Genomic DNA, 10,912 nt, shown 5'->3' with positions numbered 1-10,912 from the left:
CGTCCACGGCCGCCATCAGTTCGCGGATCTTGTTCTCGCCGATCGCTTCGTCACGGCCTTCGAGGGCGGCCAGGGCCGAACCCGCGATGATCGGGATGTCGTCGCCCGGGTAGTCGTATTCGGTCAGCAGTTCGCGGACTTCCATCTCGACGAGCTCGAGCAGCTCCTCGTCGTCCACCTGGTCGACCTTGTTCAGGAAGACGACCATGGCGGGGATGCCCACCTGGCGGCCGAGCAGGATGTGCTCGCGCGTCTGGGGCATCGGGCCGTCGGCCGCGTTCACCACCAGGATCGCGCCGTCCATCTGGGCGGCACCGGTGATCATGTTCTTCACGTAGTCGGCGTGGCCGGGGCAGTCGACGTGGGCGTAGTGACGCGCCTCGGTCTCGTACTCGACGTGCGCGGTCGAGATCGTGATGCCGCGGGCCTTCTCTTCGGGCGCGCCGTCGATCTGGTCGTAGGCGCGGAATTCACCGAAGAACTTGGTGATCGCCGCCGTCAGCGTCGTCTTGCCGTGGTCAACGTGACCGATCGTGCCGATGTTGCAGTGCGGTTTCGTCCGCGCGAACTTTTCCTTTGCCATTGGCTAGGGCGCCTCGTCGTTTGGGGGGCGTGCCTGACACTCAGGGTGAGCCCGTTTCGTCTTCGCGGGCCATTTATTGGCTCGCGGCGGGAAAATCAAGCACCTGCAGGGGGTGTCGGGGCTCAGAGGCCCGAGGTGATGGGAACCAGTTTCCGCGGCGTCTGGCGCGGCGCCGCGTAGGGCTGATCCCCGACCGTCACGGTGCCCTGTGCGGTGGCCGCAGGCGCCGGGTCGGCGGGTTGCGCCGCGGCGGCGGAGGCCGCCGAGACGGGGGCCGCCGCGGTCGTGGTGGCGGTCGCGGCCGGGACGCGCGCGGCGGCGCCGCCCTTGGCCGAGGTGGGCGCCGGCGCGGGACCGAACCATTCGCGGTTCTCGAGCAGGAAGTTCTCGATCTCCTTGGCGGCATTGGCCGCGAGGTTGGCGAGCTGTTCCTCCTTCGACTTGGTCAGCCCCGATCCGACGATCACGTCGCCCGAGAAGCTTTCGAAGACGGTGATCTGCTTCGGCTTCGGCGTCAGCTTGATCTGCTTCGCGTCGTCCCAGACCGAGACGTTCAGGATCAGGACCGATTTCGGCGCGACCACCAGCGGCACGCCGGGCAGCGCGATGTTGTAGCCCTCGACGCTGACGCCGAGGTGGTAGTAGTTCGTCCCGTCGTAGCGGCCGAAGCGGTCGTCGATGGCGGATTTCAGAGCCGTGCTCAGCTCTTGCTCGGTGGCGTCGCGCGACAGCGGGCCCTTCTGCGCCTTCGACGCGATCACGACATTGTGGCCGAGCAGGAAGTTGCCCAGATCCGCGGTCGGTTCGTCGAGGTCGTTGGAATTGGTGCAGGCGGCGAGGGCCACCAGGGCCGCAAGAATGAGAATGCGCAAGGTCGGCTCCCGTCGTTGTCCGTCCCCCCGGATACCCCACCCCCCGTCGTGGCGCAACGCCCCGGCCACTGGCACGCGGCCCGGGCGTGTCTATATTGCCGATCGAAGGGAGTGCATGCCATGACCATCCAGGAGCCCCCGCCGCGGCCGGGCGATGCGCCCGACCTGCCGGTCCGCGTGCCGCTCGTGACCCAGCCGCTCGGCCTGCTCGCGAGCCTGCGGGCGGCCCGGGCCAACATCCTTTCGATCATTCCGCGGATCGCGACGACGCAGCCGATGGTTTCGGGCCGGACCGGCGTGCGCTGGCACATGGTGATGGACCCGGGCGCGATCCGGCGGATGCTGCTCGAGAAGGTCGACGCCTATCCGAAGTCGATGGTGACGAAGAACCTGCTGCGGCCCGCGATCGGCGAAAGCCTCTTCGTGGCCGAGGGCGCGCATTGGCGCTGGCAGCGCCGGGCGGCCGCGCCGGCCTTCTCGCACCGGAACGTGGCGGCGCTGGCGCCCTGCATGACGCGGGCGGCGGAAGAGGCCTGCGCCCGGATCGAGGCCGCAGGGCCGCGCGCCGTGAACATGTACGACGAGATGGTCCGGGCGACCTTCGACGTGATCTCGGACGTGACCTTCTCGGGCGACGAGGGCTTCGACCGGGCCGCGGTGCACCGCGCCGTGGACGGCTACGTGGCCGAGGCGGGGAAGGTCTCGCTCTTCGACATGCTGGGCTTTCCCGACTGGGTGCCGCGACCGGGCCGGGTGCGCTCCGGCCGGGCGCTGCGCGAGATGAAGAGCGTCGCGGACGCCTCGATCGAGGCGCGGCGCAAGCGCGGGTTGGAGGGCGTGCCGGACCTGCTCGACCTGCTGCTGGCCGGGGAGGACCCGGAGACGCGGCGCCGGATGAACACCGGAGAGCTGCGCGACAACCTGCTGACCTTCATCGTCGCCGGACACGAGACGACGGCGCTGACGCTGTCATGGGCGCTCTATCTCTGTGCCTTCGATCCCGAGGTGCAGGAGGCCGCCGCCGCGGAGGCCCGCGAGGTGCTGGGCGACCGCGCCGCCGGGGCGGAGGATGTCGCCGCCCTGCCCCTCGTCCGGCGGATCGTGGACGAGACGCTCCGGCTCTACCCGCCCGCCGCCCTGGTCTCGCGGACCGCACTGGAGGCGGACGCGCTTTGCGGGCGCGAGATCCGGCCGGGCGACACGGTGATGATCCCGATCTACGCCCTGCACCGCAACGAGCTGCTCTGGGAGGCGCCGGATGAATTCCGCCCCGGGCGGTTCGCCGCGGCGAAGGCGGTCGACCGTTATGCCTACCTGCCTTTCGGCGACGGGCCGCGGATCTGCATCGGGGCGAGCTTCGCGATACAGGAGGCGGTGATCATCCTCGCGACGCTGCTTGCGCGGTTCCGGTTCCGGAAGGTGGCGGGCAAGGTGCCGGCGCCGGTGATGATCATAACGTTGCGCCCCGAGGGCGGGGTATGGCTGGAGGCGGAGCGGCGGTAGGGGTGTCGGCACCCTCCCGTGGCGAGGCGGAGGTTGGGTGACCCCGGCCCGATTTCGGGACCGTGAGACGGTGATCCGCTTCCCATGTCCGGAACAAGGCCGAAGGCCGCCGGACAAGCGCCGGCCCGTCCCCGCGGGCTGGCGCTTTGGCGACGCTGGCGCCTGCGTCCAAGGTCGGGATGTGTTTGGCTGCGATAAAGCGCGCCGCTCTCCTGTTGCAAGCGCCATCCCACGGGCCGGCGCTTGACCGGCTTGTGCCTGAAAGCCCCCATTCCCGAAGCCTGAAACGCAGTCGTCCCGCCTTTCAGCGGGACGAAACCTCCGGCAGGAGCATGTCCGGAACGATGACGCGGGCGACCGCCCCGCCCTCAGGTGAAGCGGTTGTCCCTCGGGAAGCCGCGGGGGGCCATGCGGCCCGAGGAGGCGCGCTTGCCCTGCCAGTCCGAGAGCTCGGTCTCCGTCCGGGTGCGGCCCGCGGGGTCCTTCCAGGAAAGGCCTTCGGCCAGCGTGAAGGTGGTGAGGTCCGACAGGCCGCCGTCCTTGAACTTCTGCAGCCGCACGCCCTTGCCGCGGGTCATCTCGGGCAGTTCCTCCAGCGGGAAGACCAGCACCTTGCGGTTCTCGCCGACGCAGGCGACATGATCGCCCGACGCGGGTTTGCAGAGGAGCGCGCGGACGCCCTCCTTCACGTTCAGCACCTGCTTGCCCGAACGGGTCTGCGCGAGGATCTCGTCCTCCGGCACGAGGAAGCCGTCACCCGCCGAGGAGGCGACGATCAGCTTGCGGCCTGGGACATGGACGAAGAGCGTGACGATCTCGGCCTCGTTGGGCAGGTCCACCATCAGGCGCACCGGCTCGCCCATCCCCCGCCCGCCGGGCAGGTTCGAGGCGGGCAGCGTGTAGAACCGCCCGTTCGAGCCGAAGACGACGATCTTGTCGGTGGTCTGGGCGTGGAGGACGAAGCGGCCCTCGTCCCCGTCCTTGAACTTCAGCTCGGAGTTCAGGTCGATATGGCCCTTCATCGCCCGGATCCAGCCCATCTTCGAGCAGACCACGGTGATCGGCTCGCGCTCGATCATCGCCTCGAGCGGGACCTCCTCGACCTCCGCGGCCTCCGCGAAGACGGTGCGGCGGGCGCCCCAGTCGTGGTCGCGGCCGAAGGCCTTCTTGGTCTCGCGGAGCTGTTCCGAGATGCGCGTCCATTGCACGCCCTCGTTCTCCAAGAGGTCCTCGAGCCCGGCGCGCTCTTCCATCAGCGCTTCCTGCTCCTTGACGAGCGCGTCCTCCTCCAGCCGGCGCAAGCTGCGCAGGCGCATGTTGAGGATCGCCTCGGCCTGCACGTCCGAGAGCCCGTTCTCGCGCCCCGCGAAGCTGTGCGGGACGGTGCGGCTGCCGTCGTCGCTCTCGGCGAGCACGCCGAGGGCCACCGCGTCGGCATCCGAGATCAGCGTCAGGCTCGAGACGTCGACCCCGGCGAGCGGCGAGCGGTAGCCCGCCTCGTTCATCGCGCGGGGGATGGTGGACTGGTGGCTGCGCGACCAGTCCTCGTACATCAGCGCGGCCTTCGGATCGTCGTCGTAGCGGATGATGTCGATCACCCGGTCGAGGTTCAGGAAGGCGGTGATCAGGCCCGCCAGCACCTCGAGCCGGTTGTCGATCCGCGCCATCCGGTGGCGAGACCGGCGCACGAGCACCTCGCGGCGGAAATCGAGGAAGGCGCGGAGGACCTCCTTCAGCGAGCAGACCCTGGGCGTCACGCCGTCGATCAGCACGTTCATGTTGAGCGAGAAGCGGGTCTCGAGGTCCGAGTTCCGGAAGAGCATGCCCATCAGGAGCTCCGGATCGACCGAGCGGGATTTGGGCTCCAGCACCATCCGGATGTCGTCGGCGCTCTCGTCGCGGATATCGGCGAGGATCGGGATCTTCTTGGTCTGGATCAGGTCGGCGATGCGTTCGATCAGCTTCGACTTCTGCACCTGGTAGGGAATCTCGGTGACGACGATCTGCCAGGTGCCGCGCCCGAGGTCCTCGACCTCCCACTTGGCGCGCAGGCGGATCGAGCCGCGGCCGGTGCGGTAGGCTTCGGCGATGGCGTCGCGGGATTCGACGATGACGCCGCCCGTGGGGAAATCGGGGCCGGGGATGTAGTTCAGCAGCGTGTCGTCGCGGGCGTCGGGCGTCTTGATGAGATGCAGGCAGGCATCGCAGAGCTCGGCGATGTTGTGCGGCGGGATGTTCGTGGCCATCCCGACGGCGATGCCCGACGAGCCGTTCGCCAGCAGGTTCGGGAAGGTCGCGGGCAGCACGACCGGCTCGGTCAGGGTGCCGTCGTAATTGTCGCGGAAGTCGACCGCGTTCTCGGCGAGCCCCTCCATCATCGATTCGGCGACGGCGGTCAGCCGCGCCTCGGTGTAGCGCGAGGCGGCGGGGTTATCGCCGTCGATATTGCCGAAGTTCCCCTGCCCGTCCACCAGCGGATAGCGGACGTTGAAATCCTGAGCGAGGCGGGCCATCGCGTCGTAGATCGCCTGGTCGCCATGCGGGTGGTAGTTGCCCATCACGTCGCCGGAAATCTTCGAGGATTTCCGGAAACGCCCGCTGGAGGCGAGCCGCAGTTCGCGCATCGCGTAGAGGATCCGGCGGTGCACCGGCTTCAGCCCGTCGCGGGCATCGGGCAGCGCGCGGTGCATGATCGTCGAGAGCGCATAGGTCAGATAGCGCTCGCCGATTGCGCGGCTGAGGGGTTCAGCCAGTTCCGGCTGGCCGATATTGGGGTTGTCGGTCGTCTCGCTCATAGATGATGTGATACCGATCCGCGCCGTCCCGGGCAAGGAAACAAAGGGGGGCGGAGGTATTCCTGACTTAGGGTCACCGCAGAATCGCGCTATGATGGGAACATTCAATTAATTGGAAGCGTTGCCCTTGGCTGCCAACGAAGGGAACGGTCAATGCGGTTTATTCTGGTTTCTACATTTTTCATGGCTTGGGTCTTCTACGAGATGAGCGGAGGGTCCGATTTCGTGCCCGCGTCGCAACGCGACACCGGACTCGTGGCATCGGCCGAGGCAAGCGACATCCCCGCCGCGCAGGCCGCGAAGGCCGAGGCGGACACCACCGCGAACGAACCGATCGCCACCCGTTCGGCCGCCTCCCCGGCCGTGGACGGGCTGATCTTCGCGACGATGAAACCGGCAGCGGCCTCCGACCAGGCGGAACTGCTGAACGCCTCGGCCACCGCGGAGCCGCGCAACGTCGGCGAAGGTTCCCTGAAGGTCATCGCCCTGCCCGGCACCGTGAAACCGCAACCCGCGTCCGCCCCCGCTGCCCAGGCGACGGTCGAGAAGGCCGCCGTGTTTGCCGCGCCCGAGATGCGCCGCGTCGCAGGCAGCAGCGTGAACATGCGCAACGGCCCGGGCACCAGCTACGACGTGCTGGACCGGTTGGGCGAAGGCGACCTTGTCGAGATCCTGCAGGACACGGGCGATGGCTGGGTGAAGCTGCGCGTCGAGGACACCGGCCGGATCGGCTGGATGGCGGACTTCCTCCTCGCCTCCGCGGAGTGACGCAGCCGCGCGTCCGAGCGCACCGCGTGGCCCGGCCCCGCGATTGATGGACCAGACGGAATGAGATAGCCCTGCCGGATCAACGGCGGGGCTTTTTCATGTCGGAACGCAGCATCCTCATCACCGGCTGTTCCAGCGGAATCGGGCTGGATGCGGCGCGCGGTCTGCGCGACCGGGGCTGGCGGGTCTTCGCCGCCTGCCGCCGGGAGGAGGATTGCGTGCGGCTGCGGGCCGAGGGGTTCGAAAGCCCGCGCATCGATTACGGCGACGGCGAGAGCATCCGCACCGGGCTGGCCGAGGTGCTGGCGGCAACGGGCGGGACGCTGGACGCGCTGTTCAACAATGGCGGGCACGGCCTGACCGGCGCCGTGGAGGACGTGCCGGTCGAGGGCCTGCGCGAGGTCTTCGAATCGAACGTTTTCGGCGGCCACGACCTGACCCGCCGGGTGATCCCGGTGATGCGGGCGCAGGGGCACGGACGGATCGTGCAATGCTCCTCGGTCCTGGGCTATGGCGCGCTGCGGTGGCGGGGCGCCTATGTGGCGTCGAAGCACGCGCTCGAGGGGCTGACCGCGACGCTCCGGCTCGAGATGCGGGACACGCCGATCCACGTGGTGCTGCTGGAGCCCGGGCCGATCACGAGTGATTTCCGGATCAAGGGCCGCGCCGTCTTCGAGCGCTGGATCGACTGGGAAACCTCGGCCCGCGCCGGGATGTATCGCGACACGCTTCTGCCGCGGCTCTACGGGCCGGGGGGCAGGGACGCCTTCGAGCTGCCCGCCTCTGCCGTCACCGCGCAGCTCGTCCGGGCGCTCGAGGCGCGTCGGCCCCGGGCGCGCTATCGGATCACCGTGCCGGCCAAGGTCACATGGTGGGCGCGCCGGCTGCTGCCCGAGGCACTGGTCGAGGCGCTGACGGCCCGGGTGTGACCGCCCCCTCCGCCCCCCTGCGCGGAAATATCCGGTTCGCTTTCCCGCGCCGCTCGCCTAAGTGGGGGGCAGAGGGATGCGACGTCCCGAGGAGCCCTGACGATGACCAATGACCCGTTCTTCTATGTCGTGATGATCGCCGTCCTGGCGGTGGCCGCGATCCTGCTCTACGGCATCGGCGGCTTCGCACGCGGCGTCGATCCGAAGAAATCCAACAAGGTGATGCAGCTCAGGATCGCGGCGCAGTTTCTCGCCGTCGTGCTGATCGTGCTCTTCGTCTGGCTCAGAGGGGGGAACTGATGGTCGTTCTGAACAAGATCTACACGCGCACCGGCGACGCGGGCGAGACGGCGCTCGGCGACGGGACCCGGGTGCCGAAACCCTCGCTCCGGGTCGAGACCTACGGCACCTCGGACGAGACGAACGCGACCGTCGGGATGGCCCGGCTTCATGCGACGGGCGAGATGGACGCGCGCCTTGCCGCGATCCAGAACGACCTCTTCGATCTGGGCGCGGACCTCTGCCGCCCGGGGATGGAGAAGGACGCCGAGGCGGAGTACCCGCCGCTCCGGATGGTCGCCGCGCAGGTGGACCGGCTCGAGCGCGAGATCGACGAGATGAACGCCGGGCTGAAGCCGCTGCGCAGCTTCGTGCTGCCGGGCGGCAACCCGCTGTCGGCGGCGCTGCACCTCTGCCGGACCGTCTCGCGCCGGGCCGAGCGGCTCGCCGTCGCGCTGATGGCCGAGGAAGGCTGCAACCCCGAGGCGGTGCGCTATCTCAACCGCCTGTCGGACTGGTTCTTCGTGGCCTCGCGGGTCGCCAACGACAACGGCGCGACGGATGTGCTGTGGGTGCCGGGCGCGAACCGGTAGACCGGCGCGGACCAGGCGGGGGGAGGGCTGACGCGCGACGCGGCGCCGCGATGACCCTGCCGTCAGCCCGCGACGCTTCGGAGCGGGTAGCGGGCGAGTTCCGTATGCACGGCCCCTGCCGCCGACAGCGCGCTCTCGAACAGCACCACGTCGCGCACCGGGAACGCCGCGCCGCGATACCCCGCGTTCCGGGCAAGGAACATCCGGATCCCCTCCAACGCCTCCGCCGGCAGCCGTTTGCGGAACCGCGCCACGGTGACATGCGGGCGGAACCGCTCGCGGTCGAGCTCCAGCCCCGCCGCCCGCACCTTGCGGCGCACCGCCCTGTGCAGTTCGGTCACCGGCCCGGCCTCGGCAACGCCGGCGAAAAGCACCGCGGGTGTGGTCCCGCCGAACGTGTCGAACCCCGCCAGCGCCAGATCGAACCCCGGCGCGGAAAGGCCCTGCATCTCGAGGTCCAGCTCCTCGGCAAAGGCCGCGTCCTGATCGCCCAGGAAGGCGAGCGTCAGGTGGAACGTGTCGGGATCGGTCCTGCGCCCCACGGTCAGGTCGTCCTGCACCGCGGCGAGGTCGTCCTTCACCTCCTCCGGCAGGTCGATGGCGAGGAACAGGCGCATCGCGCCGGTCAGTGACGCAGGCCGACGAGGTGCCAGAAGGTGCGCAGCACCACCAGCAGGACCAGCATCGGCAGGATGATCATCCGCAGCAGGAAGATCCCCGTCAGGCTGAGCGAGGCCTGCAGCAGTTCGTCCGCGCCGTTCCAGAAGACCCCGGCGGCGGCGCGATAGGCCTCGATCGTGTCGAGCCAGTTGCGCTCCTCGATCCCCGGCTGGTCGACGCCGATCAGCCGCTCCGCCTCGCCGCCGATCCGCGACAGCGTCGCGTTGGCCTCGGCGAGCGAGGCCTGCGTCAGAAGCTCCCCGCCCCAGAGCCCCACCACGAAGGCCAGCGGCAGCGCGACCGCGAGGGCGAAGCCGATCGCACCGCAGCCGCCGAAGGCGCGGCGGAGCGGCTGCGGCGTCCGGTGCCAGCCGCCGGGCGCCACCTCGCAGGTGCACCGTCCGATCAGCGCCAGCGCGAGCAGCACGCAGCCTGCCGCCACCGTCGGCGCCATCGAGATCGAGAGCACGCCGGTCAGCACCGCGACCGCGAAGATCAGGCCCGAGACACGCTCCACCGTGTCGTCCACGGGCTCCAGCCATTTCAGCGGGTGCACCGTGCCCGAGACGACCATCGAGCCGCCGACCTCGACCTCCTGCGCGAAGGACAGCGCGGCGTTGATCGCGCGGAGCGAGATGTAGGTCGTCCCCGCGGCGAGCGCGATGTCCTTCTGGAAGCCCTCGGCCTCTCCGACGAGCGGGTTCATCCGCGGCACCGTCGCGAGCAGCGCGAAGGCCACCGCCAGCACCAGCGCCAGAAGCCCGATCAGGGGCCGCGACCCGTGGCGGCTCGCCTCGTCCCGATACCGCGCCTCGGCGCTCACCGGCGGGGCGGTCCGGCGCGCGGGATCCGCCCGGAGCGGCGGCTCCTCCGGCCGGCGGGGCCGGTCGGTCACAGCGTGCCCGGCACGACCTGGTCGGGCGGCCGGTGACCGTCGGCGAAGGTCTTGATGTTGATGATGACCTTCTCGCCCATCTCGATCCGGCCCTCGGTGGTGGCCGAGCCCATGTGCGGCAGCATCACCACGTTGGGCAGGCTGCGCAGCTCCTCGTTGACCTGCCCGAATTCGTAGACGTCGAGCCCGGCGCCCGCGATGGCGGAGGATTTCAGCATCCGCGTCAGCGCGTTCTGGTCGATCACCTCCCCGCGCGAGGTGTTCACGATCACCGCATCGGGTTTCATCAGCTTGAGCCGCCGCGCGTTCATCAGGTGGAAGGTCGAGGGCGTGTGCGGGCAGTTGATCGACAGCACGTCCATCCGCGCGACCATCTGGTCGAGGCTTTCCCAGTAGCGCGCCTTGTATTCCTCCTCGATCTCGGGACGGAGGCGGCGGCGGTTGTGGTAATGCACCTGCATCCCGAAGGCGTTCGCCCGCTGCGCCAGCGCGCGCCCGATCCGGCCCATGCCGAGGATGCCGAGCCGCCGCCCGGCGATGCGGCCGCCGTTCAGCGCGCCGGGCGACCAGCCGTCCCAGTCCTGCGACTGCATCCGGGCCAGCCCCTCGGGGATCCGCCGGGTGACCGCGAGGATCAGCGCCATCGCCATGTCGGCGGTGTCCTCGGTCACCACGCCGGGCGTGTTCGAGACGAGGATCCCGCGCTGGCGGCAGGTGGCCACATCGATGTGGTCGACCCCGGCCCCGTAATTCGCGATCAGGCGGAAGTTCGGCCCGGCCTGCGCGATGAGCGTCTGGTCGATCCGGTCGCGCAGATTCGGCACCAGCACGTCCGCCGAGCGCATCGCCTCGCTGAGCTCCTCGCGGGTCATCGGGCGCTCGGTCTCGCCGAAGCGGACATCGAACAGCTCCCGCATGCGGTCCTCGACGGCCTCCGGAAGGCGTCGCGTAACGACAACACTCAGACGTTCAGATGGCATTCGGCTCCTCCGGCGACTTCCAACCCCTGCGGCTTGCTGGCAAGTTGCATGAACG

General features: G+C 69.5%; 11 protein-coding genes. 5 read left to right on the top strand and 6 right to left on the bottom strand.

The genetic code is table 11. From position 1 onward, the window contains the following. The coding region (locus Q344_RS0119315) for a GTP-binding protein (protein ID WP_028288222.1) at positions 1 to 583 on the bottom strand (583 nt) is incomplete at its 3' end. A gap of 122 nt (positions 584 to 705) precedes the next feature. Further along, positions 706 to 1,455 (bottom strand): hypothetical protein, encoded by a 750-nt coding sequence (locus tag Q344_RS24500; protein ID WP_188781498.1) that lies wholly within the window; start codon positions 1,453 to 1,455, stop codon positions 706 to 708. A gap of 120 nt (positions 1,456 to 1,575) precedes the next feature. Here Q344_RS24500 and Q344_RS0119305 point away from each other — a divergent pair, with 120 nt between their 5' ends. Beyond that, positions 1,576 to 2,958, top strand: coding sequence for a cytochrome P450 (locus tag Q344_RS0119305; protein WP_036539994.1), 1,383 nt, complete (start codon positions 1,576 to 1,578; stop codon positions 2,956 to 2,958). Between the two features lie 368 nt (positions 2,959 to 3,326). Here Q344_RS0119305 and Q344_RS0119300 read toward each other — a convergent pair whose 3' ends face one another. Next, positions 3,327 to 5,753, bottom strand: coding sequence for a DNA topoisomerase IV subunit A (locus Q344_RS0119300; protein ID WP_028288220.1), 2,427 nt, complete (start codon positions 5,751 to 5,753; stop codon positions 3,327 to 3,329). A 153-nt stretch (positions 5,754 to 5,906) separates the two neighbouring features. Between Q344_RS0119300 and Q344_RS0119295 the strand changes: the two genes are divergently transcribed. The 4 genes from Q344_RS0119295 to Q344_RS0119280 all read left to right on the top strand — a co-directional run bounded on the left by Q344_RS0119295 (position 5,907) and on the right by Q344_RS0119280 (position 8,322). Then, on the top strand, positions 5,907 to 6,521 hold the full coding sequence (locus tag Q344_RS0119295; protein WP_084178493.1) for an SH3 domain-containing protein: 615 nt from the start codon (positions 5,907 to 5,909) through the stop codon (positions 6,519 to 6,521). 98 nt (positions 6,522 to 6,619) lie between these two features. After that, the gene (locus Q344_RS0119290) at positions 6,620 to 7,450 is read left to right on the top strand and encodes an SDR family NAD(P)-dependent oxidoreductase (protein ID WP_028288218.1); all 831 of its coding nucleotides are present in this window, start codon (positions 6,620 to 6,622) and stop codon (positions 7,448 to 7,450) included. Positions 7,451 to 7,552: 102 nt separating this feature from the next. Further along, positions 7,553 to 7,750 (top strand): twin transmembrane helix small protein, encoded by a 198-nt coding sequence (locus Q344_RS0119285; protein WP_028288217.1) that lies wholly within the window; start codon positions 7,553 to 7,555, stop codon positions 7,748 to 7,750. Beyond that, positions 7,750 to 8,322, top strand: coding sequence for a cob(I)yrinic acid a,c-diamide adenosyltransferase (locus Q344_RS0119280; protein WP_028288216.1), 573 nt, complete (start codon positions 7,750 to 7,752; stop codon positions 8,320 to 8,322). The genes Q344_RS0119285 and Q344_RS0119280 overlap by 1 nt, the downstream gene beginning before the upstream one ends. Positions 8,323 to 8,384: 62 nt before the next feature. On the opposite strand, the gene thpR is transcribed toward Q344_RS0119280, so the two are convergent. From thpR to Q344_RS0119265, 3 genes are read right to left on the bottom strand one after another with little or no spacing between them, the layout of a single operon-like run. Further along, positions 8,385 to 8,939 (bottom strand): RNA 2',3'-cyclic phosphodiesterase, encoded by a 555-nt coding sequence (gene thpR, locus Q344_RS26405; RefSeq protein WP_028288215.1) that lies wholly within the window; start codon positions 8,937 to 8,939, stop codon positions 8,385 to 8,387. Between the two features lie 8 nt (positions 8,940 to 8,947). Beyond that, on the bottom strand, positions 8,948 to 9,877 hold the full coding sequence (locus Q344_RS26400; protein ID WP_028288214.1) for a hypothetical protein: 930 nt from the start codon (positions 9,875 to 9,877) through the stop codon (positions 8,948 to 8,950). Next, positions 9,874 to 10,857: a 2-hydroxyacid dehydrogenase gene (locus tag Q344_RS0119265; protein ID WP_028288213.1), complete on the bottom strand. Its 984-nt coding sequence runs from the start codon at positions 10,855 to 10,857 to the stop codon at positions 9,874 to 9,876. The genes Q344_RS26400 and Q344_RS0119265 overlap by 4 nt, the downstream gene beginning before the upstream one ends. Positions 10,858 to 10,912: the final 55 nt, after the last annotated feature.

Origin of the sequence: Pseudooceanicola nanhaiensis DSM 18065, assembly GCF_000688295.1 — a bacterium.
Classification (GTDB): Bacteria; Pseudomonadota; Alphaproteobacteria; order Rhodobacterales; family Rhodobacteraceae; genus Pseudooceanicola; species Pseudooceanicola nanhaiensis.
Note: the sequence above shows the minus strand (reverse complement) of the source record. Positions and strands in the feature narration are given on the sequence as shown.